Source organism: Aerococcus viridans (genome assembly GCF_001543285.1).
GTDB lineage: Bacteria > Bacillota > Bacilli > Lactobacillales > Aerococcaceae > Aerococcus > Aerococcus viridans.
On the sequence record NZ_CP014164.1, the window covers coordinates 624706 to 648471 of the forward strand.

Genomic DNA, 23766 nt, shown 5'->3' on the forward strand with positions numbered 1-23766 from the left:
CACTTGTCATATTGATGCGTTTTTTCAAATCAATACCATCTTTTCTATCCTACAAGGCTATTATAAGTTAAAATAGAAAGGAATGCTAAAGAAAGAGGGATACGACATGTTACGGATTGATGCCGCAGTTTTACATATCTTTGATACCAACACCAACGAAGCGGTCTTATCACAGACACTTTTAGACCATAAAGAGCAATATATGATTGAATATATTGACAAAATGATAACTAAAATCATGTATACGGCACAGCAAAAAGTAGGCAAGCTACCTGATAGAAGTCCAGCTAAGAAAATTTTAGTAGGCATGAATCAAGCGGAAAACTTCCTACATGGCACACAAAAACTGACCAACCGTTTTTTCAATTTCACAAAATTAAACCCGGATATCAAACCAGCAGATTTACTGTGGACAGGATTCTGGCTAGACGAAGCCTATTTTATCGGCATGTTCAAGTTAAACCACAACGAATCCTACACCCACTACGTAGAGTATGACCAGGACAACTTGAAAAATGACCTGATTATCAACCGCGCCATTCTGCCTAGCCCAACCCAAGCTATCGACGAAGGATTCTTATACTGCATCGATACAGAAGAGTACTTCTTAATTGAGAAGAAACATCTGATCGAAGAATACGGGGAGCGGATTAACTATCTAAGTGAAATCTTCTTGGATATCCAAACCAACCCAAGTATGAAAGAATCAGTGAACATCATCAAAAAAGCTATCGCTAAAACCGCCAAGAAATTTGGGGAAGATGACTATCAAGACCTGGCCGAGGTAAAACAAATCCTGTATGACACTATTCATGAAACACAAGCGATTGATAACCAAGCGATTGCTGAAGTCATGTACGGGGATAATTTCTCCCGAAAACAAGCCTACTTTGAAGAAACCAAGGAACAAGGTTTGGCTGATGAAACACCTTATATGCCGGAACTTTTAGGGAACAACATGCAACGCCAAAAATTCAAGTTTGAAAACGGAATTGAATTATCTATTCCCTTAGACTTGTTTAATGACCCAGAAGTGGTTGAAATCAAAAACAACCCGGATGGCACACTGTCAGTCGAAATTAAAAATATCGAAAAAATCAAAAACATGTTCTAGACTACCACCATTGTCTAAATGACGGATAACATTAGAAAGGTTTACCTATATGTGGCAAAAATTCAAAGACTTAGGTTGGCGTGCCGCCCTAATTGTCTTCTTCGTGGTTTATATGATCACGATATTAACAGTAGCAAACCCAGAACAATTCCAAACGCCATTCCGCTTCATCTTCGCGGCTATCATCATCGTTGGTTTTGTCATGGAACTAGAAAAGAAACGTAAAAAATAAGTAGGCATTATAAAAGGTCGCGAATTGATGTTCGTGACCTTTTTACCTAATCTAACAATAGTCTTAATATCGAGCTCTTCTTACGCATAGACATCCGTATGTCACTGCGTTCCGACGGCTGTTTCACAAAAGCCAAACCCTTCCGATGCTTCCCAAATTACGCTAATTACTTACAGTAATTGTTCGGTTTCTAAGGTGTAAGGCCGACGTCACACTATGATACGGCACTATTTGTCTAGTATCTCCTGTCTAGACGCTATACATCACATACTGATTTTAAGGCAATGATAGGTAAAGTGTAAGCCAAAGGTCGATGTGTACTATATATTCTGAATGATTTGAATCAAACTGCAATCAAGAGTAAAATAGGAAAGAATAACGATAGCGAAAACAAACAAGAGGAGAGGGTTTTTTAATGAAATATAATGACACTTGGGATTTAGACGCCATGTATCAAGGCGGAGTGACAGGGAATGCCTTTCAAGAGGCCCTAGAAACCCTAGTCCAAAAACGAGATGCCTTAATCAAAGACATGCAGGCATTTGATATCAATGCAACAGGCGCACCAGCAACTTTTGCGGATATTATTGATCAAGCTGACCAATACTTAAACCACTTCACTACTTTAATAACCTACGCCCAAATGGCATCTGACGCAGACATGCGTGACGAGGCCGCTTCGGCAGCGATTAATAAGGTGGCGACTTTAAACCAGGCTTATGAAATTGCCCGCAAAGGGTTAGACAAACAATTGGCGACCCTAAGCGATGCCGAATTTCAGGACTTTTTAGCGGAACCACGCTTGGCTGAAATTGCCTTCACCCTTGAGGAAGACCGTCGCGATGCGAAACGCTTATTAGATGATCAAGCGGAAGCCCTTTTGTCAGAATTACAAATTGACGGCTTATCTGGTTGGTCAAATACTTATTCTACGACGGCTTCAGTGATGACGATTTCGGTCGATTTAGATGACGGCCACCACGATTATTCAGTGGGTCAGGCCATGAACAACATGTACGCTGACCCAAATCCTGAAAACCGGGCGAAAATTTTCGCTGCTTGGGAAGAAACTTTTGCCCAATACGGTCCAGTCTTCGCTGATATCTTAAACCACTTGGCTGGCTACCGTTTAACCACTCAAAAAGCTCATGGATACAATGATTTCATGGAAGAACCTCTAGAATATAACCGTATTAAAGGGGAAACTGTGGAAGCTATGTGGCAAGCTGTTGCAGCTAATAAAGATACCTTTGTCCAATTTTTAAACCGGAAAAAGGCTTTACTTGGTTTAGAAACTTTGAACTGGCAAGATGTTGATGCACCATTAGATTTCGAAGACACCAAACCAACGACCTTCACTTATGATGAGGCGGCGGACTTTGTGGTGGAAAACTTCAGAACATTTGGGGACAAGCTAGCGGACTTCGCCCAATCAGCTATAGACAAGCGGTGGATTGAAGCAGAAGACCGTCCCGGCAAGCGTCCAGGTGGTTACTGTACAGAAACCATCAATGAAGATGAGACCCGTATCTTTATGACCTTTACAGGCTCAAGAAACGATACATCAACCTTGGCCCACGAATTGGGCCACGCCTTCCACTCTGATGTGTTAACCAGTGAAGCACCGTCTAACCAAGCTTATGCGATGAATGTTGCGGAAACAGCGTCGACTTTTGCAGAAACAATTGTAGCTAACGCTAATTTAAAACAAGCCAAAAGTAAGTCAGAGCGCCTACAATTATTGAACGCGAAAATGGAAAATGCCATCGCGATGTTCATGAATATCCGGTCTCGTTTCTTATTTGAAACAGCCTTTTACACTGAGCGTCAAGACGGTTTTGTATCAGAAAGTCGCTTGAACGAATTGATGACCCAAGCTCAAGAAGAAGCCTTTGGTGGCGCCATTAATGACTTACACCCACATTTCTGGGCTAGCAAGCTGCACTTCTTCATTGATGACGTGCCATTCTATAACTTCCCATATACATTCGGCTACATGTTTAGTTTAGGTATCTATGCGGAATACTTGAAAGCACCAGAAGGATTTGAAGAGCGTTACATCGCCTTATTGAAAGATACAGGACGGATGACCACTGAAGAATTGGCCATGAAACATTTAGGCGCTGACCTAACTAAGCCAGATTTCTGGCAAGCAGCCATCGATTTAGCGGCAGCAGACGTGAAAGAATTCTTAGCTGAGTCGGAAGATTTAGTTTAATTGAATATATAAATAAGTTTCTAAAAGCAGGTAGGGATACATTTCCTTTACCTGCTTTTTACAATATGCACAAACTTTGCGTGCTATAATTGACCTAATATTGAAATCAATTACTATCTTTGTGAAATTTAAGGAGGTGGGAAAATGACAACCGCGGTTATTGGCACCGTTATTGGCGATGTGGTGGGGTCTCGTTTTGAACGGCATAACCACAAAAATAAAGACTTTGAATTTTTTACAGAAAAGAACCATTTTACTGACGACACGGTCATGACTTTAGCGGTCGCTGACGCTATCATGGACGTGGCAGCGCAGAAATTGGTTTTGGGCCAAGACAATGCAGCTATTGAAGCCTTGGCCATTGCATCTATGCAAAAATTAGGCCAGACTTATCCGTTGGCAGGGTATGGTCTAAACTTTTCTAAATGGTTACGGACTGTTGACCCCAAGCCTTACGGTTCTTATGGAAACGGGGCAGCCATGCGGATTGGACCTATAGGCGACTTAGATTTAAGTGACCAGGACCGGGAACATTTGGCAAGGGTCATTACCGGCATTTCCCACAATTCTGAAGACGGTTATTTAGGTGCTAATGCATTGGCAGGCGTGATTGCAACAGCTAAAAGTCAGACAGATAAAGATCTGATTGCTGACAAAATGACGAGCTATTATCCACTTGATTTGACCTTGGATGAAATACGCCCAACTTACCGATTTGACGTTTCTTGCGCTGGGTCAATCCCAGTCGCCTTCCAAGCCTTTTTAGAAGGGGATTCTTTTGAAGATGTCATCCGGAATGCCATATCAGTGGGCGGAGATTCAGATACAATCGCCTCCATGGCTGGGGCCATTGCTTCCGCTTATTACCAAGACGTGCCGGATGATATGGTGGTTAAAACATTGACCTATTTGCCGGATGATCTAAGGGCGATTTTAACTAGATGGCAATCATTCGTTGGCTAGAGAAAGGAATATGTGATTTTTATGACTCATTCGACCATTTTTGACGAAATCAAACAAGAAATTATTGACGATCCTTATAACAAGGACTATACCGACCGCGGGATTGAACCCGTTTTCTATGCTTCAAAAAATGCCCGGATTGCCATTATCGGCCAAGCACCTGGTAAGAAAGTAGAGGAGACGCAGCTTTTCTGGAATGACCAGTCGGGAGACCGGTTAAGAAATTGGATGGGGATTTCTAGGGATCTATTCTATAAAACTGATATGATTGCCCAGTTACCTATGGATTTCTATTATCCAGGCAAGGCCAAAACGGGGGACAAACCACCAAGAAAGGGATTCGCAGACAAGTTTCACCCGCAAATTCTAAAGGAAATGCCCAATATAGAAACCATTATCTTGATTGGTAATTATTCACAGAAACACTATTTGGGAAAAGACCGGCAGAAAAACCTGACCGAAACAGTTAAACATTACAAGGACTATTTACCAGAATATTTTCCCCTGGTCCATCCGTCCCCTTTAAACCAAAGGTGGATGAAGAAGAATCCTTGGTTTGAAACAGATGTACTACCTGATTTTAAAGAGATGATACAGACGTATATCAAGTAGGATTAGGTAATTGACCAGGTAGAAGCGATCGATGACTATATTGCAGATCATGCAGATAATGTCCAAGCCATTTTAATGAAGTTATGACATAAGCTAGCGTCGGTATTACCAGCTTGTCAGGAGAAAATTTTCTATGGCATGCAAACCCTTTTTGACAAGAAGATGGTTACCCACTACGGGAGCAACAAGTGTACCTTGGGATTTATCCCTTCCCGAAAACGATTCTTACTTTTGAGGACAAGGGGGGCAGCTCTTGGGTCAGGCAAGGGACCTTACAATTTCCCTATGATTCAGAAATTCCTTATGACTTAATTGTTGAATTAGCGGTTTACAACTACCATCAACAAAAATAAAAATACGGAGGCAAGTCATGGCAGAGATAGGTAAAAAATTTTGGGGTTACACCAAAGAAGAATGGTCGTGGGTTATACAGGATACAGGGAATTCAGCTTATTCCTTAGTTATCACAGCAACATTATTTCCCTTGTTTTATTTAAAGTCGCCCCTTGAGAAAACCGTGTAATTCATTACATGGATGAATCAAGTTCTAGGGCGACCGTCATTGTATTCCGTTAATTGATTTTCTATATACTTTTTAACAGCTTCTTTAGACATACTGCCTACTGTTGCCATGAAATAACTAGGTGTCCATAAATGGCCACCCCATAACATTGTCTTTGTTTCTGGATAAGCTTTAAACCATAGACGTGCAGATTTCCCTTTAAGTGTTTTGACGATACTACTTGCGGCATGTTTAGGGTTGAACGAAATCAACATATGGATATGGTCAGGCATTACTTGGAGCGATTGGATGACAATATCGTGTTCATCACAAATATGCGTCAACATATCTTGCATGGCGTTTTGTTTTTCAATGGTTGTAAATATTTCTTTACGATACTTTGTTACCCAAACCAAATGGAAATTAAAATCATAGACATTTGTCCTTGTTTTCGCAATCATATGTAAACACTTCTTCAATTAAATTATAGTAATTGTTATCGCTATAAACAAGTGTCATACGTATGGTATAATATATCTATAAACGCAAGGGGGTGAAAACATGTATCAAGGAATTGAGTGTAAAATCTATCCTAACGAAAAACAGCGTCAGTTAATTCATATGACCTTTGGTCATACCCGATTCATCTGGAACGAAATGTTGGCCATGTTGAATGCGCGGTACGAAAACAATCCTGACCTTCAAATGCTATCTTATAATGCGTTATCCTCTCTTATTCCACAAATGAAGAAGGAATATCCCTGGTTGCGTGAAGTTGATAGCGTAGCTGTTCAATGTAGTGTTAAACGCTTATCCGAAACTTTTGTTCGTTTTTTTAAAGGTTATTCAAGATACCCAAAATTCAAATCAAAGAAGAACACCAGACAGTCGTATTTAAGTACCATACGTGGCAACAACATTCGTTTTAATGATAATCAGCGGTATATCAAATTACCCAAATTAGGTTGGATAAAATGTAAGTCAAGTGTGCTTCATATTGAGAATGAACGCATAAAATCTGTCACCGTAAAATATACACCTAGTGGCGACTACTATATCTCCCTTTTGGTCACAAGCGATAATCAAGCAATGCCCAAAACAGGAAATGTAGTCGGTGTCGATTTAGGTGTAAGTGATTTAGCTATTACGTCTGATGGTCAAAAATATCAAAGTCAGCGACTACATTTGTCTTATAAGAAGCAATTACATTATTGGGAAAAGCGAATGGCCCGTAGACGTTTACAAGCCAAAAAGAACGGTGTGAATTTAGTGGATGCGAAAAACTACCAGCAAGCCAAACGCCAAGTGGCCCGTATTCATCAACGTATCAAAAACATCCGCAAGGATTACATGCATAAAATCACAACCGATATGGTTAAAAGTTATGACGTTATCGTTCTAGAGGATTTAAAGACGACTAATATGATGAAAAATCATCAATTAGCCCGTTCAATCGCTGGCCAATCCTGGCGGATGTTTAGAACAATCCTAGAGGCAAAGTGCGAAATCTACGATAAGACATTTGTAGCGATTAATCCGTACAAGACATCCCAGAAATGTTCTAATTGCGGGTATGATAGCGGTAAAAAAGCGTTAAATATACGTCATTGGACTTGTATGAAGTGTAATCTGCATCACGATAGAGATATCAACGCAGCTAAAAATATATTAAATATTGGCCTGGAACAGGCCTTAGTTAAATAGCTTAGACCGCTGTTTTGCTTTGAAATAAGTGGAACAAGTCATGAGTGTTCCTAGAAACACGCCATTTTAATGGCGTTGTAGTTCATAAGGCAATCGCAGAAGGGGCGGGGGTTGCGGACGATTATTTCAATGGCAACGGCTGTAGCAACTGACTTAGGGATTGAAGCGACAGTCCTTGTAGTGGTCTTATTGATCGTTCAAATTGTGGCCTTCCCATTCACTGTATTATACGGGCAGTTGGCCAAACGATTCGGGGACAAGAAAATCATCTATGTAGGGATTGTGACTTATATCATCATTTGTATCTATGCCTTGAGTATGGAAACAGCGACTGATTTCTTTATACTGGCTTGTATGGTTGGGACGGCTCAAGGAGGCTTACAAGCCTTATCACGTTCAATGTTTGGAAAATTAGTACCAGAAGGCAAAACGAATGAATTCTTCGGCATCTACAATGTCTTTGGGAAATTCTCTTCTATTATCGGGACAACCTTACTAGGGATTATCACCCAAATGACGGGCAACTCCTTGAACGGGGTCTTTGGTTTAATTATCCTCTTTATTATGGGGGGCGCCTTATTACTCGGCGTCAAAGAAGACGGGGTGAAAGGGTAAGGAAATTGCTCATCATAAAAGAAAAAAACTGGTGTCACGTTTAATAATGACCACCAGTTTTTTCGTATTGGCTTATTTAATTGTTTGCAGTCACCTTAGATGTCTAAAGAGATTGCCGGACCCGCTGGAATAATACCGTTCGGGTTGATTGTCGGATGGCTACCGTAGTAGTGATGTTGGATATGGTAGAAATCAACTGTATCAGAAATACCTGCAATGTTGTAGATTTCACGGGTATAACGCCACACATTTTCAAAGTCAGTTAAGTGTTTGATATTGCACTTGAAGTGACCGTAGTAGACATGCTCGAAACGGATTAATGTTGGGAACAAGCGGATGTCAGATGTTGTTAATTTGTCGCCTAATAAGAATTTTTTGTCAGCTAGGATGCCGTCTAATTTTTCTAAGGCATCAAAGACATGACCAACTTCTTCTTCATAAACAGCTTGGTCTGTCGCAAAACCAGCTTTGTAAACACCGTTGTTGATGTTTGGATAGACAAAGTCATCCATTTCTTTGATCTGGTCGCGCAATTCTTCAGGGTAGTAATCACCTTCAGTGGCACCAATTTCGTCAAATGCTGAGTTTAACATCAACATAATTTCAGATGATTCGTTGTTGACGATGGTATCTTTTTCCTTGTCGTATAAAACAGGTACTGTTACACGGCCTGTATAGTTAGGGTCAGCATGTGTATATACTTGGTGTAAGAAGTCTGCATCTAGAATAGGGTCAGGAATGACACCTTGGTCTGGTGCAAATGTCCAGCCATTTTCCAACATGATTGGGTTCACGATAGAAATAGAGATCATGTCTTCTAAGCCTTTTAATTTACGCAGCATTAAGGTACGGCTAGCCCACGGACACGCTAATGATACGTATAAGTGGTAGCGACCTGGTTCTGCCTTAAAGCCACCTTCACCTGAAGGGCCTGGTGCACCGTCAGTGGTAATCCAGTTTCTGAATTGTGAATCTTTGCGGACGAAACGACCACCTGTTGATTCTGTGTCATACCATTGGTCCTTCCAAACGCCGTCTACTAATAATCCCATGCATTCATCTCCTTTTAGAAATAATAATTCGATTTCAAATTAATATATGTATTATTGTAATATGGTTGACTGTATTTCTCAAGTGATAGGGGTTGAGGAGACAAACTATAAAATATTCAAAATTTCATGAAAGCAATTGTATGGCTACATATGCACGTGATATTTGGCGAAAATTATCTATCGCTAAATGGACCAGCATTCAAGTATGCGTTGAACAATCGTCATCTCTCCAAACACGAACTATGGATTTTTGAGTAATCCTTGATGACTAACAATTAAAAGTTAGCTATACTTAATGGGACTAGGTATGATTTTGATAGCTGGGTGGATGTGTTTTAAAGGAATACCGAATGTTGTTGGTGTTAAATAGTGCATCCACCTGCTAAATCCTACCTATAGACGTTTTAGAAGACGGTTTAAAGGTCTTCTACTCATAATAGATCACGAAAAGAGGCTTATCCATTGCGTTACGAATCACTTCAAGCAAAGTTGCCCCTAGCACCCGCTGGCGAAATGGTGTTAGGATTAGCGTCGATGAAACAGTTAATGGCGCACTTTAACCATCCAGAAAATCAACTCCCAACCATTCATATCGCTGGGACAAACGGCAAAGGGTCAACCGCCAAAATGGTGGCCACTATCCTCCAAGCAGCTGGCTACAAGGTTGGCTTATTCACTTCACCGTCCTTAGTCGACTTCAACGAACGCATTCAAATCAATGGCCAACAAATCACTGACGACCAACTCATGGCACAAGTTGACCGGATGACGGCAGCATTAGGACCGGATGAATATTACACCGAGTTTGAAGTCTTTACCGGACTTGCTTGGTTGACCTTTGAGGCAAATCTTGTAGATTTTGTCGTCTTAGAAGTTGGCTTGGGCGGTAGACTGGATGCTACTAATATCATCAACCAACCACTAGTCACGGCTATCACGAAAATTGCCCTGGACCACCAGAAAATCCTCGGCGACACACTAGCTGAAATCGCAGGTGAGAAGGCCGGCATCTTGAAAGCAGGTGTGCCCTTGGTATTATATCCGCAAGTTGATGAGGCGAAAAGGGCCATCACTCAACAAGCTGACCGCCTTCAAGTGCCTATACATGAAGTCAAGCCAGGGGATATAGAACCGCTAGCTACCGACGCCCACGGATTACAGTCATTTAAATATAAAGGACGCAAATACACGCTCAACCTACAAGCCCCTTATCAGGTCAATAATGCAGCCCTAGCCATTGAAATTATCCAAGTCTTGAAAGCACAAGGGATTGTCATTTCTGACCAGGCCATTGAAAAAGGACTTGCGACTGTTACTTGGCCAGCCCGCTTTGAAATGGTAGCGTCTGAGCCTACAATCATCATCGACGGGTCTCATAATATGGACGGGATTTCATCCTTAAAAGAGGCGATTTTAACCCATTACCCAGCTTCAAAAGTGGGCAAAAGGGTCGCTATTATGGGCATGTTAGCGGACAAGGACGTGGCACATGTGGTTGAGGTCATTGCCCCCATTTTTCAAAAAATCATTACCGTAACTCCGCATTCAAACCGGGCTTTAGCTGGTGACCAATTGGCAGCTATGATCAAAGCAACTGGAACAGCGGTTGAGGTTGCGGATTCAGACCAAGCAGCTTTAGAAATTGCGGAAGCGGATTTAAAGGAAGACGACCTCTTATGTATATTTGGGTCTTTCTACTTTGTGGGCTATTTAAGGGCCATCATCAAGAATCGGCTATAAGCATGATAAAGAGTTTTCAATATTAAATAAGAAAAGGTGACAATAATGGATATGGAAAGAATTGAAAAGGCAGTACGGGAGATATTGCTTGCAGTCGGCGAAAACCCGGACCGTGAAGGCCTTATTGAAACGCCAGAACGGGTAGCCAAAATGTATGCGGAAGTATTTGACGGGTTAAATAGAAACCCGAGAATCCACACAGAAAAAACCTTTTCTGAATCAGCATCAGAATTTGTATTGGTAAAGGATATTTCTTTCCACTCAACTTGCGAACACCACTTGTTACCAGTGATTGGTCAAGCACACGTTGCTTATATTCCAAAAAACGGACAGGTTATCGGCCTATCTAAATTGGCACGGATTGTCGAAGATTTTGCCTTGAGACCGCAATTACAAGAACGGTTAACCAACCAAGTGGCGGACGTTTTAGCGAAAGAATTAGGGGCAGAGGGCGTCTTTGTTGTGTTAGAAGCGGAACACATGTGCATGACTTTACGAGGCATCAAGAAGCCGGGCGCTAAGACGGTGACGTATGCCACCCGTGGCGCATACACTGACCGCGGTCGCCGTCAAGAAGTTTTAGATATGATGAGTTTATAGTTGCTGGCATGACAATAGAAAGTTTGTGACGAGATGTATATTAAACGATTAAATAAAACCTTCAATTTCCCAAGCGACCACACTTGGATTATGGGCATTTTAAATGTGACCCCTGATTCATTTTCAGATGGCGGAGCCTATGTTGCCACTGACGACATGATCGCCCAAGTAGAAAGAATGGTCGCTGAAGGGGTAGATATTATTGATGTGGGCGGTGAATCTACCCGTCCTGGCCACGTCCCAGTGACTCTTGAAGAAGAAATTAACCGAGTTGTTCCAGCAGTTCAAGCTATTCGTCAAGTTTCGGATGTCTTGATTTCAGTAGATACTTGGAAGGCTGAAGTAGCCCGCCAAGCTCTTGCAGCAGGTGCAGATATCATTAACGACCAGTGGGGCGCGACCCGTGAACCAGCCATTGCCAAGGTTTGCGCTGACTTTGATGCGCCTCTAATTTTGATGCACAACCGAGAAGAATACCAGGCTTATAGCGATATCATGAAAGAGATGAAAGCTGACCTACAAACCTCTATTGAGATTGCCCGCGCCCAAGGGATGCGTGACGACCAGCTGATTCTTGACCCTGGTATTGGTTTCGCCAAAACGGCGGACGACAACTTATTGGCAATCCAAGGTTTACAAGAATTAGCTAGCTTCAATATGCCTGTCCTTTTGGCTACTTCAAGAAAAGGATTCTTGGGTAAATTAGTGGATGTGCCAGCTAATGAACGCGACGTAGCGACCGCAGCCACAACGGTTTCAGGGATCTTATCGGGGGCTGATATGGTACGGGTCCACAATGTGAAAGTCAATAAGGAAGCTGCAGCGGTGGCAGATGCGATTAAACGCGGGCAAATTGACCCAGTGAGTATTTAAGGAGGGGTTCTGATGGCTACAAGGGATAAAATTTATTTGAATAACTTGCAATTTTACGCCAACCACGGCTTGTTGGCTGAAGAAAAAACACTTGGACAAAGGTTTAATGTGGATGCAGTTCTAGCAGTGGACTTGGCGCCAGCTGGCCAATCAGATGATATGTATGATTCAGTTTCCTACGCCGATGTCTATAAGGTGATTGAGGATGTTGTGGTACATGAAGCGCCCGCGAAATTATTGGAACGATTAGCCCACAAGTTAGCCATGCGGATTTTAGGAGACTTTCCACTCGTTGAAGAAGTGACCATCAAAGTGGTGAAACCTGACCCACCTATTCGCGGAATTTATGATAGTGTAGCCATTGAAATCCAACGAGACCGGACCTGGTTTAATAAGATGAAGCAGATAAACCAGATGAACGAGGTGGAATAAAGATGCAATCAAACGTATTAATCGCTTTAGGATCTAACATTAAACCACGACTAGGCCACTTGAAAAATGCAGTGGCGGCCTTTAAGGAAAATGAAGCAATTAAAGTAGTGGCAACGTCCCCAATCTATGAAACGGTCCCCAAAGGCTATTTGGATCAAGAGGACTTTTTGAATATGGTTGTGCATATTCAAACGGACTTATCAGCAGCTGATTTATTGGCTTTCTGTCAAAGCATTGAACAAGACCAAAAGCGGGTCCGGACTATTAAAAACGGGCCACGTACCATCGACGTGGATATCTTGTTGTTAGATGAAAAAGTCATCGATACGACAGACTTACAAGTACCGCATCCGCGTATGCATGAACGGGCTTTTGTCTTGTGCCCAGCGGCCGATATTGTTGGCCAATGGCAAGTTCCGCACCTGAACAAAACAGTTTCTACATTACGAGATGCATTACCACAAGTGGAAAAAGATGATGTCCGTATTGCTGGATTATCTTTAGAATATTAGAAGATCTATGTACTTTTTAACAAACTTTTGTTAAAAATCAGCCATTTAAAAGCCACCGAACCGTCTGAAGCCAAGGTCTTCAGAACTCAAAAAGCTTCAAACGGCATCTAAGCGAACTTATCGCTGGATTCCGTAATTCGCATTTTGTTCTTTTTAGTGGCTAATGGCTACCTTTTTTTCGTCAGTTTTTTTGTTAAAAAGTTGTCTGGTTAATGAAGAATCATTGGAAATAATACTAAAGTTATAGTGGGTACATGATTTTTTTCAACTGTGGATAAAATGTAAGAAGGGGGATATCATGGGTAAGATTGCCTTAAGTATTGTCCAAAGTGTGGATGGTTATATTGCAGACTTGGATGATCAATTTGATTTTATTGAAGGCGTAGCTGGTCCGAATTTAACGGATGTATCAACCAGTGATTCACCGTATTCGCTGGAAGCCTTTTTTGAGGCTTATGACATTATTGTCATGGGACACCAGTCTTATAAAATTGGTTTTGCAACAGATTTCCCAAGTAAAACGATTTACGTGGTTACAAATGAAAAACGCCCTAATGAAGGTAATATCCATTTTGTTAAACCAGGCCAAATAGTGAAATTGATGCTGGCGAAAAAGAAGCAAGGCCACCATATTTACTTGTATGGTGGTGGCATTATGCTGAAGCCCTTTATGGCGGCCAATGCGATCGATGAATATATCATCGGAACCGTGCCAATAATTATGGGTAAAGGGAAGCCTTTATTCTATGAATTGGACGAATCTATTCCCTTGCAACTAGACCAAGTGGATGTGATGGGTGGATTAACCATCCATATTTATCACAGACGTTAAATAAATACGAATAATTATTTTGTTTGTTTTAGAAGTGAAGAAGGTTAAATACACATTTCTACTGTATCAATATTAGGAAGATATATTTTAATAATTGTTTTGACACTATAATTTGTTTATTTATCCAAAAATTAAAAGGTATGGTTCAATAGTAAACCACACCTTTTTAATTTTTATGAAATGAATTGCATAACAGTTACACTTGGTTAAATTCTTCTAGTTCGTAAGCACCTTTGGTATAAACGATATGGGCATAATGGCCGTATTCTAATTCTTCTTTTAGGTCGAATTCTGGTAGGACTTCATGTAGGAAGAAGCGAATTGGCATGTCATGGCTGACGATTAAGACGTGGATGTCTTCCTTTTGGGTTTCCATGCGGACTTCTAGGGCGTCGTCATGAATATCCAACATAGCTTCTTCAATCCGGTTCCAGAAGGTGATAAAGTCTTCTGAATTGCCTTCTTCGTCTCGGTCCACAAGATTTTCAATAATTAGTGGCACGTATTGGGTTGAAGGGATTTGGTTAATCCGCATGTCGTCCACTAATTGACTAATGGATTTTGGCCATACCTTCTCGATATCTTGATCTTCTAAACCACCAAAGTTGTACTCTCTAAAGCCTTCAACTGGGAATAGTTGGATATCATTTTCTTGTTTCATTAAGATGCGCTCACCTGTTTCAATACACCGGTCTAAATCACTGGAATAGGCTAGGTCAAAGGGCACATCTGCTAGGGTTTCGGCTACTTGGTCGACTACGTGCATGCCGGCGCGTGTAACTGGTGAATCTGCCCATCCTTGGACGCGTTGGTCTGCATTGGCCGTCGTTTCACCATGACGGACAAAGTAATAATGGATAGCTGCCATAATATTCACTCCTCTCGTGTTTTGGTATTTGATGTTAACTTCATTCTAGCATAATAAACGATTTATGAAAACGATTTCCAAAATAATAATGATATATGATCTTATTAACCCGAATCTTGATTCAATCAGTTGAGAGAACTATTCGCATACTTAGTTCAATAAAAGCGAACACCACTGATTGAAATCTCGTGGGAAATTTGTTATTTGTGTCCAAAAATTCGTGCTAAAATGAAAAGTAGAGATGAGTGCCATAGAAATTGGCAGAAAATGAGGAGTGTTCTTTTTGACAAAAACAGCTAAAGTATTTACTGATGAAGAGAAAATTAAAATTTTAAGCGATATTGTGGCTATCGAGACGGTTGACCGCAATGAGGAAGATGTGGCTAATTATCTTGCAGCCCTACTAAGCGAGTATGGAATCGATTCTAAGGTTATTCCAACGGGGATTCCTGGTCGTGCCAACTTGGTAGCTGAAATCGGATCTGGTTCGCCAGTATTAGCAATCTCTGGTCATATGGATGTCGTATCTGCAGGGAATGCGGAGGCTTGGACGTCTGATCCTTACACATTGACTGAGCGTGACGGGAAACTATTCGGCCGTGGATCTACAGATATGAAAGGCGGATTGGCTGCCTTAGTGATTGCCATGATCGAAATTAAAGAACAAGGATTATTAGAACGCGGAACTTTACGCCTGTTAGCGACTTACAACGAGGAAAATGGGGCTGTCGGCTCAATCCAACTAGAGGAAGCCGGTTATGTATCTGACGTTGACGCGATCGTGATTGGTGAACCAACAACAGGGATGATTCACCCATCTCACAAGGGTTCAATGAACTTTGTGGTGTCATCACGTGGTAAATCTGTTCATTCATCTAGACCACGTGGCGGCATCAACGCTATTGACCCATTGATGGACTTTGCTTTAGCCTTCAAACAGGCATTCAAAGAAGCGACTAAGGATATCAGCTTTGGTCAATTAGACTTCTCACCAGTATTGAATTTATACGGGGCAGTTGAAGGGGACGACGCTGGTAACCAAGAATTAGACCAATTATTGAAACAGCCAACCTTTAACGTGACTGTATTCCGTGGTGGTGACCAAGTGAATACCATTCCTGACCACGCAGAAGTTGTCTTCAACATCCGTACGGTACCTGAATTCGACAACGAAGCAGTTAAAGGTGTATTTTCTGAAGTTTACCAAGAATACTTGGATAAAGGGGCAGACTTCGACCTACAATTAACCCTAGACTTAAAACCATTAAATGGTGGCGTAGATTCAGACCTAGTGCAATTAACCAAAACATTAGGTGCTACTTACCTAAACCAAGACTTAGAAGTTGTGCCAATGACAGGTGGTACGGATGGGGCAAACTTTGTTGCCAACAAACCAGCAGGCTACCCAATCATTATCTTTGGCCCAGGATCAACAACATCACATCAAATTGATGAATACGTGGACAAGGACGAGTATCTAACATTCGTCAACTTATACATTGACTTGTTAGCCACTTATTTAGAAAATAAATAAAACTGGTTAAAAAGAGGCTGGGACAAAACTACTTTTGCGAAAAAAGTAGTCCCACTTTCGTTTATTTTTATAAAGATATAGAAAAATACACTCCCACTACTGAACAAAAAAGTTCATAGTTTTGGGAGTGTATTTTTTTGAGAGACCTTTTGTCCCAGCCCCTTTTTTATGTAGTCGGGACAATGGTGTCTACCACCATACTATTGTATTTGGTGCATATATCCATTTTCTTTGATAAAATATAAAAGAGACTGTTGCATTTTTTCGCAACAAATAATCGTTGGAAATGACATGATTACAAAATAAGCGTAGGGGTGTATTGAATATGGTAGAACATAATTTAGAAAAAACGCAAGAACAAGCTGCAATGGGTAAAACCCTTCAAGCAATCAAAGTTGGCGATACTTTCTATGTAACTGAATCGATTAGAGAGCGAGATGTCTTGTTATACATGGGGGTTACCTCAGACTCGAACCCGGCATACCTACAACAAACGTCCCATAAAGCAGGCCTTACTCCAGGCGAGGTTGTTGTACCACCAATCGCCTTAATGGGGATTATTACGCGTACAGTATCGATGAACTTCCCTGGCCCAGGTTCTCGTTTAGTTGAAATGAATATCAATATCATCCACTCTATTCCACATAACTCAATTATTACCTTTGAATTTGAGGTTATCCGTGTAGAAGAATTGAAGCAATTCGTGACGATTCACTGTATTGGGAAATTTACCAACTCAACTGGTGACGACCGTGTCTTAGATGCCATGTTGACTGTTTTACCACCACTAGAGCACCTACAAAATGATACTGAAACGATTGATGCAGGTGTATTCCAACGAATTTCAGGAGGCGACTCAATTGAGTACTAATAAAGAAAAGAAGAAGCTCGTCCTATTTGACGGGTCATCTCTAGCTTTTCGTTCTTTCTTTGCCATCCAAAATATTGATTCATTCGTAAACAAGAATGGTATGCATACTAATGCCTTGTTTGCTTTTCATGAAATGATGAATAATATCTTGGAAAAAGAACAGCCGACGCATGCCTTGGTGGCGTGGGACGCAGGTAAAACGACGTTTAGAAACGAATTCTTTGATGAATATAAAGGCGGGCGTCAATCAACACCGTCTGAATTTAGAGAGCAGATGCCATTTTTCAATGTGCTCCTAGATGCCTTTGGGGTTGCGCATTATGACTTGACTAACTATGAAGCGGACGACATTATCGGGACTTTGGCGGCTAAAGTAGCCCCTGAAGAATTTGATGTTGTCGTGATTTCTGGGGACAAGGATTTGACGCAATTGGCACGTGACAATGTCCGAGTAGATATCACTAAAAAAGGGGTATCTGAATTAGCGTCTTATACGCCAGCTTCGATTATGGAAGATATGGGGATTACACCTGAACAAATCATTGATATGAAGGGGTTAATGGGGGATTCTTCAGATAACTATCCCGGTGTATCAGGGATTGGTGAAAAGACAGCCCTAAAATTATTACATGAATATGGGTCAATGGAAGCGATGTATGAGCAAATTGACGATATGAAGAAATCGAAGCGTAAGGAAAATCTGATCAACGAAAAAGACAATGCGATTCTGTCTAAAAAGTTGGCGCGGATTGAACTGGACGCACCTGTGAAAATTGAATTATCTGATTTATCTTATAAAGGCAAACAGCTTGAACCGCTGATGTCATTTTACAAGGATATGAACTTTAATGGCTTTATGTCTCGTTTATTGGAAAATTCAGACCAGGCGGACTTGTTGACAGAAGATTGGGAAGAGGTTACCTATACACATGTGGCGTCTGCTGAAGATTTAACAGTGGACCATTTCCCAAGCGAGCCTGCAGCGGATGGTTATGCGATTTACCTTGAAAACTTGAGTAAAAACTACCATGATTCAGAGGTTGTGGCTGTCGCATGGACGAATGGTAGTGAAATCTTTACCGGAGATGCTCGCTTACTACAGGCTGATTTATTTAAAGCATGGTTGTCGGATGACCAAGTCACAAAAGTGGTCTTTGATGCCAAACGAACAAAGGTCATGCTGGACTATTTAGGGATCGACTTTGCTGGGGTTGTAGATGATGTCTTAATTGGGTCGTATTTATTACATGCCCGCGACAATTCTAACGACTTGGCTGAAGTGGCAAGGGAATTTGATATGGATGACTTGTCTTATGATGAGGCTATTTATGGTAAAGGGGCTAAAAGAGGTGTACCTGAAGAAGCTGAAACCATGTACGAACACATTGCCCGTAAAGTGCATATTATCGCACGTTTACAAGAAACCATTCGCCCGCAATTAGAAGCCAACCAAATGGATGACTTGTACCAAAAAATAGAGTTACCATTGGCTTTAGTATTGGCAAACCTTGAAATTTTAGGAATCTCAGTGGATAAACAACAATTAGTCACTATGCAGGCTGAATTCAAAGAGATTATTGCCGGACTTGAAGCCGATATTTGGAAGGAAGCTGGTCACGAATTCAATGTGAATTCACCTAAACAATTGGGGGTTATCTTGTTTGAAGAAATGGGCTTACCAGTGATTAAGAAAACGAAGACTGGTTATTCTACAGCACAAGATGTTTTGGAAAAATTGGCTGGCCAAGCACCAATTATCGACTTGATTTTAAACTACCGTCAATTGAATAAATTGCAATCAACCTATGTTGAAGGTTTACAAGAATTTATCCACGAGGATGGTAAAATTCACTCTCGTTTCCAACAAACCTTAACTTCAACAGGTCGTTTATCATCAGCTGATCCAAACTTACAAAATATTCCAATTCGTTCTGAAGAAGGTCGGAGTATCCGTAAAGCCTTTGTGCCAAGTCACGAAGACTGGGTTATTTTTTCAAGTGACTATTCACAAATTGAATTACGGGTGCTAGCCCATATTTCTGGTGACAAGCACATGCAAGAAGCCTTCAACAACCACGAAGATATTCATACTTCAACAGCTATGAAAGTCTACAATGTGCCTAAAGAAGAAGTGACCTCTAACATGAGACGAAACGCCAAGGCGGTAAACTTCGGGATTGTCTACGGCATTTCTGACTATGGTTTAAGCCAAAACTTGAATATCTCTCGTCCAGAAGCTAAGAACTTTATTGATACTTACTTGGAAAACTATCCAGGTGTCCAAGCTTACATGAAGGATGTCGTAGAGAAAGCCAAAGAAGATGGTTATGTAGAAACCCTATTTAACCGTCGTCGCTACTTACCTGATTTGAAGGCGAAGAACTTCAACGTTCGTTCATTTGCTGAGCGTAATGCCATGAATACGCCAATTCAAGGGACCGCAGCGGATATCATTAAGATAGCCATGGTGAAGATGGATGAAGCTTTAAAAGAACATAAGTTAAAAGCTAATCTGTTATTACAAATCCACGATGAGTTGGTCTTTGAAGTGCCAAAAGATGAAATTGAGACACTTGAAAAATTAGTAACTGAAATCATGGGGTCAGCAGCCCAATTAGATGTGCCATTAGAAATTGAATCTAATTACGGTGCAACTTGGTATGAAGCTAAATAGATAACAAAAAGAGGTGCAGTTAAAGCAAACTGTCACCTCTTTTCTAGCCTATGGAATAAAATAAACATGGAGGGTAGATAACTTGCGAGGTTTGCCTCTTGCTTGTCTTTTCAATAGGCAGGTTTTGCATTAGAATAGAATAAAGAAGAGATAGTAGAAAGTGGTGTAATGATGCCCGAGATGCCAGAAGTGGAGACGGTTAGACGTGGTCTAGAGGAGATTGTTATTGGTAAGATAGTATCGTCTGTGACGGTGACTTGGCCAAGAATTATTCAAGCAGAAGGTGGCGTGGAGGCTTTTGAGACCCGGATGCCAGGTCAGCAATTAGAAAAGGTAGGTCGAGTAGGGAAGTTTTTACTTTTCTATTGGACAGAAGTGACATGGATTGCCCATTTACGAATGGAAGGCAAGTACCTATATGAGTCAACGGAAAGCCCGGTAGACCAATATACCCATGTTATTTGTCATCTGACTGATGGTCATGACCTTCGTTACCGAGATGTTCGGAAGTTTGGCCGGATTCATATGGTTGAAAAGGCAGATACTGAAGCAGAGATTGCCAAGCTGAAATTAGGTCCTGAGCCAAACGATTTAACCTTTGATTATCTGCAAAAGCGTTTTGATAAGACGACAAGATCCATTAAGGCAGTGTTGTTAGACCAAGGGGTTATTGCGGGAATTGGCAATATTTATGCGGATGAAATCTTATTTGCAGCGAAAATCCACCCTGAACAAAGCGCCAGATCACTATACGACGAGGAAATCCAAGCCATTATCACTGAGAGTCGTAGGATTATGGCGTCAGCTATTGAAGTTGGTGGGACAACGATTCGAACCTATACCAATACCTTCGGTGAGAATGGTCAATTTGCCGATTATTTAAAGGCCTACGGGAAAAAGGGCCAACCTTGTCCACGTTGTGGCACTGAGATTGAGAAAATTAGCGTGGCTAAAAGAGGGACGCATTTCTGTCCATATTGCCAACGCATTCACCTTGCAGTGAAATATATTACATCATCTATTTAAATTAAAACGGAGGCACTATGAGTCATATTTTAGGACTAACCGGCAGTATTGCCACAGGTAAATCAACAGCAAGCAAATTTTTTAAGAAAGCCGGGTTTCCAGTCATCGATGCAGATTACGGGGCACGGGTGGTTGTTGAACCCGGACAACCAGGTTTAGAAGCGGTTAAAGCACATTTTGGAGAGGATATCGTCTTTCCTAATGGAGTTTTAGATCGCAAAAAACTAGGCCAAATTATATTCTCAGATGATAAGGAACGAGAGAAACTGAATGAACTGTTACGTCAACCTATTCGCGACTGGTTAAACAGTCAAAAAGACAAGTATGAAGCGGAAGGCCATGAACTGATTGTCATGGATATCCCTTTATTATTTGAAGGGGATTTCGCGGATGCATGTGACCAGGTGATGGTTATTTATGTGTCAGAAACCATTCAATTAGACCGGTTAATTCAGCGGGATAACTTAACTTCAGTTGAGGCTTTTCAACGAATGACTTGTCAAATGTCCATTGAACGAAAAGCGATGATGGCGGATGTGGTGATTGATAATTCGGGGTCTATTGCAGATACTGAACAACAATTGGATGCATGGGTCGGCATCTCTGGTTTTCAACCGCTAAAATAGTGGTTGAATAGCCATTGTGCTATAATAAATCGAGCAATTATTCAAGTATATTAAAATTGAAAGCAGAGGTGTCAAATATATGCAATGTCCAAATTGTGCTTCAACCAATTTAAAAGTAATTGATAGTCGACCAGCGGAGAATAATACCTCTATTCGTCGACGTCGAGAGTGCTTAGACTGTGGCGCCCGTTTTACCACTTTCGAGCGCATCGAACGAACACCCTTATTAGTCGTTAAACGTGACGGAACTAGAGAAGAGTTTTCTCATGAGAAAGTTTTGCGTGGCCTGATCCGCTCTGCTGAAAAGCGTCCTGTATCAGCTGACCAACTTGAACAGTTAGCCAATGACGTTGAATCTGAGTTGCGGTCTCGTAGCCAAAATGAGGTACCAGCTTCTGAAATTGGGGAATTATTGATGGCGGCTTTACCAGATATTGATGAAGTGGCTTATATTCGTTATGCTAGCGTATACCGACAATTTGAGGATCCGACTGTTTTCCTAAGAGAAATCGAACAATTAAGAGGGCGGAATGACCAGGTTGAAGGCGATGTGAATCCTGAAGAATCAAACCAAGATCATGTAGAAGACTAAATATTTCATAGAAGGGAGGGTAATGCCAGTGACATACCCATGGCAAAATTTAGATCCAAAAGGGCTTGTTCAAATTACCCAACCCCACTGGATTTCAGATATTGACCAGCAAGTCCTACTTCATCTATACCAACCCATTATTGGCGGCACTGCTTACGCCTTTTACCAGACTTTATATGCCAATATTCAACTGTCTGACTTTGCCTCAATCCCTTTGCGCCACTTCGATTTGATGGAACAGATGGTGGCTGGTAAGGAGCAATACGTGAAGGCCAGACGGCAACTTGAAGCAATTGGCTTATTACAAGTTTTTGAAAAAAGTAGTCATCAAAATCAAGATGATGTGGCGACGATTTATCAATTGCAAGCGCCTTTGGATTCTAAGCATATTTTCTCTGACCCGATTATGTCTAGTCTTTTAATGGACCGGTTGGGTCAAGACCGCTATCAATTGATGCTAGACAAGTTTTCAATCAAAATGCCAGTAGACTTGAAATCAGGAAATTGGACGGAAGTGACTGCTACTTTCCAAGATGTCTACCGATTACCAAGTCAATACTATCCCATTTCGGATGAGATTGAGGATAAGTTGGTAGCTAAAAATAGTCAAGCCAAGGCAACTACAATCACTAGTTCAACCTTAGACATGAACGCCTTAAAAGAGTTGCTGCAATCGTCATTCATCTCTGAAAAAGCCATCACAGATGAAGTGAGAGAGATGTTTGTATCCTTGCATCAACTCTATGGTTTTGATGAAGTGGACTTGAAAGAATTGGCCTTATCAGCGACTGATCTAAGGACCAATACGATTGACGTACGCAAGTTGCAGCGCCTGGCTTTAGACAAATCGAGCAGTCAAACAGGTACAAGTAATGTTCAGCCAGCAAAGGCATCTGCACAAGGGGTTAGTAGCGGTTTAATGGACCGAATTACATTTTCAGAGGCCAAAGACCGCCAGCAGGCAGATCAAGCTGATCAACAATGGTTAGGCAAAGGGCTCTCAAAAGAAGAATTGTCATTTTCTAAATTGGCTAGGTCTTATCCACCAATTGCCTTTGCTAAATCAATTAAGGAACAAAAGGGCGGCTATCTGACTAAGTCTGAGGGTAACGCCATTACTGAGTTAATCCAGTCAGAAGTGATTCAGCCTGCGACCTTAAATGTAATGGTGCAATTCTGTTTGATTGAGTTGGAACAGAATCGGTTGACGCGCTCATACCTAGAGAGTGTTGCTGATGACTGGCGTCAAAACAAGGTGGTTGAGCCTGAAGAAGCCATGTTATACTTGAAGCAACGTAAGCAGAAGAGTGCTGAAAATTATGAAAAACGGCAAAAAAACCGGATGGCTAAAGGTCGTTATCAGACGCAGAAGCAGTCGGTTAAACCAAAATGGTTAGACCCTGATTCAAGACAGGATAAATATCAAAAACCAGTGGTGGCGCCAAAGGCAGGTGACCAAGAAGGCCCTAAGCAAGACACGGCAGTCAAGCAAGAAAATAAGGCATCCTTAAGTGCGCAAGAAGCAGAAATTCAACAATTACTGCATTCATTAAATCAAAAAGAAGGTGAGTAAG

Annotated in this window: 24 protein-coding genes; 21 read left to right on the forward strand and 3 right to left on the reverse strand. The window is 41.3% G+C overall.

The genetic code is table 11. The features are described 5' to 3' along the window. Positions 1-106: 106 nt before the first annotated feature. The 6 genes from AWM76_RS03055 (at position 107) to AWM76_RS10805 (ending at position 5662) form a co-directional block, all read left to right on the forward strand. Entirely contained in the window at positions 107-1114 is a 1008-nt protein-coding gene (locus AWM76_RS03055) for a nucleoid-associated protein (RefSeq protein ID WP_039934968.1), read from the forward strand. Between the two features lie 49 nt (positions 1115-1163). Next, positions 1164-1346, forward strand: a complete 183-nt coding sequence (locus tag AWM76_RS03060; protein WP_003141595.1) for a hypothetical protein — start codon at positions 1164-1166, stop codon at positions 1344-1346. 415 nt (positions 1347-1761) lie between these two features. Then, positions 1762-3564 carry a M3 family oligoendopeptidase gene (locus tag AWM76_RS03065; RefSeq protein ID WP_003141594.1) on the forward strand — a complete coding sequence of 601 codons (1803 nt, stop codon included), beginning with the start codon at positions 1762-1764 and terminating at the stop codon, positions 3562-3564. 144 nt (positions 3565-3708) lie between these two features. Next, positions 3709-4527: an ADP-ribosylglycohydrolase family protein gene (locus AWM76_RS03070; protein WP_003141593.1), complete on the forward strand. Its 819-nt coding sequence runs from the start codon at positions 3709-3711 to the stop codon at positions 4525-4527. Positions 4528-4548: 21 nt separating this feature from the next. Beyond that, positions 4549-5139 carry a uracil-DNA glycosylase family protein gene (locus AWM76_RS03075; protein ID WP_003141592.1) on the forward strand — a complete coding sequence of 197 codons (591 nt, stop codon included), beginning with the start codon at positions 4549-4551 and terminating at the stop codon, positions 5137-5139. Positions 5140-5509: 370 nt separating this feature from the next. Then, complete coding sequence (locus AWM76_RS10805) at positions 5510-5662, forward strand: hypothetical protein (protein ID WP_158320207.1); 153 nt, start codon at positions 5510-5512, stop codon at positions 5660-5662. Between the two features lie 17 nt (positions 5663-5679). On the opposite strand, the gene tnpA is transcribed toward AWM76_RS10805, so the two are convergent. Next, a complete protein-coding gene (gene tnpA, locus AWM76_RS03080) occupies positions 5680-6102 on the reverse strand; it encodes an IS200/IS605 family transposase (protein WP_060779336.1) in 423 nt (140 codons plus the stop codon). Positions 6103-6202: 100 nt separating this feature from the next. Between tnpA and AWM76_RS03085 the strand changes: the two genes are divergently transcribed. Together AWM76_RS03085 and AWM76_RS03090 are read left to right on the forward strand one after the other, a co-directional pair. After that, positions 6203-7345 (forward strand): RNA-guided endonuclease TnpB family protein, encoded by a 1143-nt coding sequence (locus AWM76_RS03085; protein ID WP_060779337.1) that lies wholly within the window; start codon positions 6203-6205, stop codon positions 7343-7345. 111 nt (positions 7346-7456) lie between these two features. Further along, positions 7457-7960, forward strand: coding sequence for an MFS transporter (locus AWM76_RS03090; protein WP_235585515.1), 504 nt, complete (start codon positions 7457-7459; stop codon positions 7958-7960). A gap of 95 nt (positions 7961-8055) precedes the next feature. Here AWM76_RS03090 and AWM76_RS03095 read toward each other — a convergent pair whose 3' ends face one another. Continuing rightward, entirely contained in the window at positions 8056-9012 is a 957-nt protein-coding gene (locus AWM76_RS03095) for a glutathione S-transferase family protein (protein ID WP_003141977.1), read from the reverse strand. 462 nt (positions 9013-9474) lie between these two features. On the opposite strand from AWM76_RS03095, the gene AWM76_RS03100 reads away from it, so the two are divergent. From AWM76_RS03100 to AWM76_RS03125, 6 genes are all read left to right on the forward strand, one after another. Beyond that, positions 9475-10752 (forward strand): bifunctional folylpolyglutamate synthase/dihydrofolate synthase, encoded by a 1278-nt coding sequence (locus AWM76_RS03100; RefSeq protein ID WP_003141979.1) that lies wholly within the window; start codon positions 9475-9477, stop codon positions 10750-10752. Between the two features lie 42 nt (positions 10753-10794). Further along, positions 10795-11352: a GTP cyclohydrolase I FolE gene (gene folE / locus AWM76_RS03105; RefSeq protein ID WP_201024714.1), complete on the forward strand. Its 558-nt coding sequence runs from the start codon at positions 10795-10797 to the stop codon at positions 11350-11352. A gap of 33 nt (positions 11353-11385) precedes the next feature. After that, on the forward strand, positions 11386-12225 hold the full coding sequence (gene folP, locus AWM76_RS03110) for a dihydropteroate synthase (RefSeq protein WP_003141982.1): 840 nt from the start codon (positions 11386-11388) through the stop codon (positions 12223-12225). A gap of 12 nt (positions 12226-12237) precedes the next feature. Next, on the forward strand, positions 12238-12657 hold the full coding sequence (folB, locus tag AWM76_RS03115; RefSeq protein ID WP_003141983.1) for a dihydroneopterin aldolase: 420 nt from the start codon (positions 12238-12240) through the stop codon (positions 12655-12657). Positions 12658-12659: 2 nt separating this feature from the next. Then, positions 12660-13169 (forward strand): 2-amino-4-hydroxy-6-hydroxymethyldihydropteridine diphosphokinase, encoded by a 510-nt coding sequence (folK, locus tag AWM76_RS03120; protein ID WP_003141985.1) that lies wholly within the window; start codon positions 12660-12662, stop codon positions 13167-13169. A 298-nt stretch (positions 13170-13467) separates the two neighbouring features. Then, positions 13468-14001 (forward strand): dihydrofolate reductase family protein, encoded by a 534-nt coding sequence (locus tag AWM76_RS03125; RefSeq protein ID WP_003141987.1) that lies wholly within the window; start codon positions 13468-13470, stop codon positions 13999-14001. 196 nt (positions 14002-14197) lie between these two features. Here AWM76_RS03125 and AWM76_RS03130 read toward each other — a convergent pair whose 3' ends face one another. Further along, complete coding sequence (locus AWM76_RS03130) at positions 14198-14869, reverse strand: histidine phosphatase family protein (RefSeq protein ID WP_003141988.1); 672 nt, start codon at positions 14867-14869, stop codon at positions 14198-14200. Positions 14870-15143: 274 nt separating this feature from the next. On the opposite strand from AWM76_RS03130, the gene AWM76_RS03135 reads away from it, so the two are divergent. From AWM76_RS03135 to AWM76_RS03165, 7 genes are all read left to right on the forward strand, one after another. Next, positions 15144-16403 carry an ArgE/DapE family deacylase gene (locus AWM76_RS03135; RefSeq protein ID WP_003141990.1) on the forward strand — a complete coding sequence of 420 codons (1260 nt, stop codon included), beginning with the start codon at positions 15144-15146 and terminating at the stop codon, positions 16401-16403. A 325-nt stretch (positions 16404-16728) separates the two neighbouring features. Then, a complete protein-coding gene (locus AWM76_RS03140) occupies positions 16729-17274 on the forward strand; it encodes a hotdog family protein (RefSeq protein WP_003141991.1) in 546 nt (181 codons plus the stop codon). After that, complete coding sequence (gene polA, locus AWM76_RS03145) at positions 17225-19948, forward strand: DNA polymerase I (protein ID WP_003141993.1); 2724 nt, start codon at positions 17225-17227, stop codon at positions 19946-19948. The genes AWM76_RS03140 and polA overlap by 50 nt, the downstream gene beginning before the upstream one ends. Before the next feature lie 168 nt (positions 19949-20116). Further along, entirely contained in the window at positions 20117-20974 is an 858-nt protein-coding gene (gene mutM / locus AWM76_RS03150) for a DNA-formamidopyrimidine glycosylase (protein WP_003141994.1), read from the forward strand. Between the two features lie 17 nt (positions 20975-20991). Then, a complete protein-coding gene (coaE, locus tag AWM76_RS03155; protein WP_003141995.1) occupies positions 20992-21600 on the forward strand; it encodes a dephospho-CoA kinase in 609 nt (202 codons plus the stop codon). A 79-nt stretch (positions 21601-21679) separates the two neighbouring features. Then, positions 21680-22192, forward strand: coding sequence for a transcriptional regulator NrdR (gene nrdR, locus AWM76_RS03160; RefSeq protein WP_003141997.1), 513 nt, complete (start codon positions 21680-21682; stop codon positions 22190-22192). A 22-nt stretch (positions 22193-22214) separates the two neighbouring features. Then, positions 22215-23765, forward strand: coding sequence for a DnaD domain protein (locus AWM76_RS03165; RefSeq protein WP_003142000.1), 1551 nt, complete (start codon positions 22215-22217; stop codon positions 23763-23765). Position 23766 lies beyond the last annotated feature (1 nt).

Excerpts from the sequence above, each read along its gene's own strand:
- AWM76_RS03055 (WP_039934968.1), top strand. The coding sequence starts at position 107 with ATGTTACGGATTGATGCCGCAGTTTTACATATCTTTGATACCAACACC.
- AWM76_RS03060 (WP_003141595.1), top strand. The coding sequence starts at position 1,164 with ATGTGGCAAAAATTCAAAGACTTAGGTTGGCGTGCCGCCCTAATTGTC.
- AWM76_RS03065 (WP_003141594.1), top strand. The coding sequence starts at position 1,762 with ATGAAATATAATGACACTTGGGATTTAGACGCCATGTATCAAGGCGGA.
- AWM76_RS03070 (WP_003141593.1), top strand. The coding sequence starts at position 3,709 with ATGACAACCGCGGTTATTGGCACCGTTATTGGCGATGTGGTGGGGTCT.
- AWM76_RS03075 (WP_003141592.1), top strand. The coding sequence starts at position 4,549 with ATGACTCATTCGACCATTTTTGACGAAATCAAACAAGAAATTATTGAC.
- AWM76_RS10805 (WP_158320207.1), top strand. The coding sequence starts at position 5,510 with ATGGCAGAGATAGGTAAAAAATTTTGGGGTTACACCAAAGAAGAATGG.
- tnpA (WP_060779336.1), bottom strand. The coding sequence starts at position 6,102 with ATGATTGCGAAAACAAGGACAAATGTCTATGATTTTAATTTCCATTTG.
- AWM76_RS03085 (WP_060779337.1), top strand. The coding sequence starts at position 6,203 with ATGTATCAAGGAATTGAGTGTAAAATCTATCCTAACGAAAAACAGCGT.
- AWM76_RS03095 (WP_003141977.1), bottom strand. The coding sequence starts at position 9,012 with ATGGGATTATTAGTAGACGGCGTTTGGAAGGACCAATGGTATGACACA.
- folP (WP_003141982.1), top strand. The coding sequence starts at position 11,386 with ATGTATATTAAACGATTAAATAAAACCTTCAATTTCCCAAGCGACCAC.
- folB (WP_003141983.1), top strand. The coding sequence starts at position 12,238 with ATGGCTACAAGGGATAAAATTTATTTGAATAACTTGCAATTTTACGCC.
- folK (WP_003141985.1), top strand. The coding sequence starts at position 12,660 with ATGCAATCAAACGTATTAATCGCTTTAGGATCTAACATTAAACCACGA.
- AWM76_RS03125 (WP_003141987.1), top strand. The coding sequence starts at position 13,468 with ATGGGTAAGATTGCCTTAAGTATTGTCCAAAGTGTGGATGGTTATATT.
- AWM76_RS03130 (WP_003141988.1), bottom strand. The coding sequence starts at position 14,869 with ATGGCAGCTATCCATTATTACTTTGTCCGTCATGGTGAAACGACGGCC.
- AWM76_RS03140 (WP_003141991.1), top strand. The coding sequence starts at position 16,729 with ATGGTAGAACATAATTTAGAAAAAACGCAAGAACAAGCTGCAATGGGT.
- polA (WP_003141993.1), top strand. The coding sequence starts at position 17,225 with ATGCAGGTGTATTCCAACGAATTTCAGGAGGCGACTCAATTGAGTACT.
- mutM (WP_003141994.1), top strand. The coding sequence starts at position 20,117 with ATGATGCCCGAGATGCCAGAAGTGGAGACGGTTAGACGTGGTCTAGAG.
- coaE (WP_003141995.1), top strand. The coding sequence starts at position 20,992 with ATGAGTCATATTTTAGGACTAACCGGCAGTATTGCCACAGGTAAATCA.
- nrdR (WP_003141997.1), top strand. The coding sequence starts at position 21,680 with ATGCAATGTCCAAATTGTGCTTCAACCAATTTAAAAGTAATTGATAGT.
- AWM76_RS03165 (WP_003142000.1), top strand. The coding sequence starts at position 22,215 with ATGCCAGTGACATACCCATGGCAAAATTTAGATCCAAAAGGGCTTGTT.